Annotated in this window: 2 protein-coding genes; one reads left to right on the forward strand and one right to left on the reverse strand. The window is 55.8% G+C overall.

Annotated features, from left to right (window positions below; genetic code table 11):
• The coding region (locus tag AC5S26_RS29925) for a DUF6908 domain-containing protein (protein ID WP_494188601.1) at window positions 1–410 on the reverse strand (410 nt) is incomplete at its 3' end.
• Window positions 411–455: 45 nt separating this feature from the next.
• Here AC5S26_RS29925 and AC5S26_RS29930 point away from each other — a divergent pair.
• Window positions 456–640: hypothetical protein (locus AC5S26_RS29930; protein ID WP_494188602.1), on the forward strand; the 185-nt coding region annotated here is incomplete at its 3' end.

The following is a 640-nucleotide window of genomic DNA, read 5'->3' on the forward strand; positions in this document are numbered from 1 at the left end:
TACAGGGAAGATTTTTGCGTTTGATATGCTTCGATGAATCCCTGGGCTATAAGAGCGCGGCTCCACATTTCGGAGAACTCGCGTTGACCACGGATCATGAGCGAGTCGATTCTCTTGTCTTCGACTGCATTATGCTCAAACCCTACGTAATCGTTGCGGAAATAGTAAGGATGGAACTCTGTGGCTATACCGTCCACGATCTCCATCTCAAAACACATCTCGGGATCGCGCATGAGGTCGCCGTTCTGTTCTCCGTAGTGGCAGATAGACAGGGCGGGGAGGCCGCGAGGCCCTAGCCCGATGTTCTCGACCGTAAGGGTCATGTAAGGCGAGTTGTGAATCTTGACGGTAGTCTCTACGCGGGTGAGCAATTCCGACCGTAGTTCGCTGAGCTTCTTTAGAAAATGCATCTTGCTTCTCCTTGGTTTTTGCTTTTGCATGTCGTGGAACACGGCATGTACATACATGCCGAACGCCTCCTGGCGAAGGCGGGGCGGCAAGGCGCAAGGGGAGGGGAATCACCCATCCTTGGAGCGGAGGCGAAGCTGGAGCGGAACGGACGAAGCGCAGCGGAGGTCTGCACAAGCGAAGCGCGGAAGACTGCGGGAAACCCCTTGTGCCGCGCCAGGGCAGAGCCCTC

This window comes from Edaphobacter sp. FHG110511_03, from assembly GCF_059115365.1.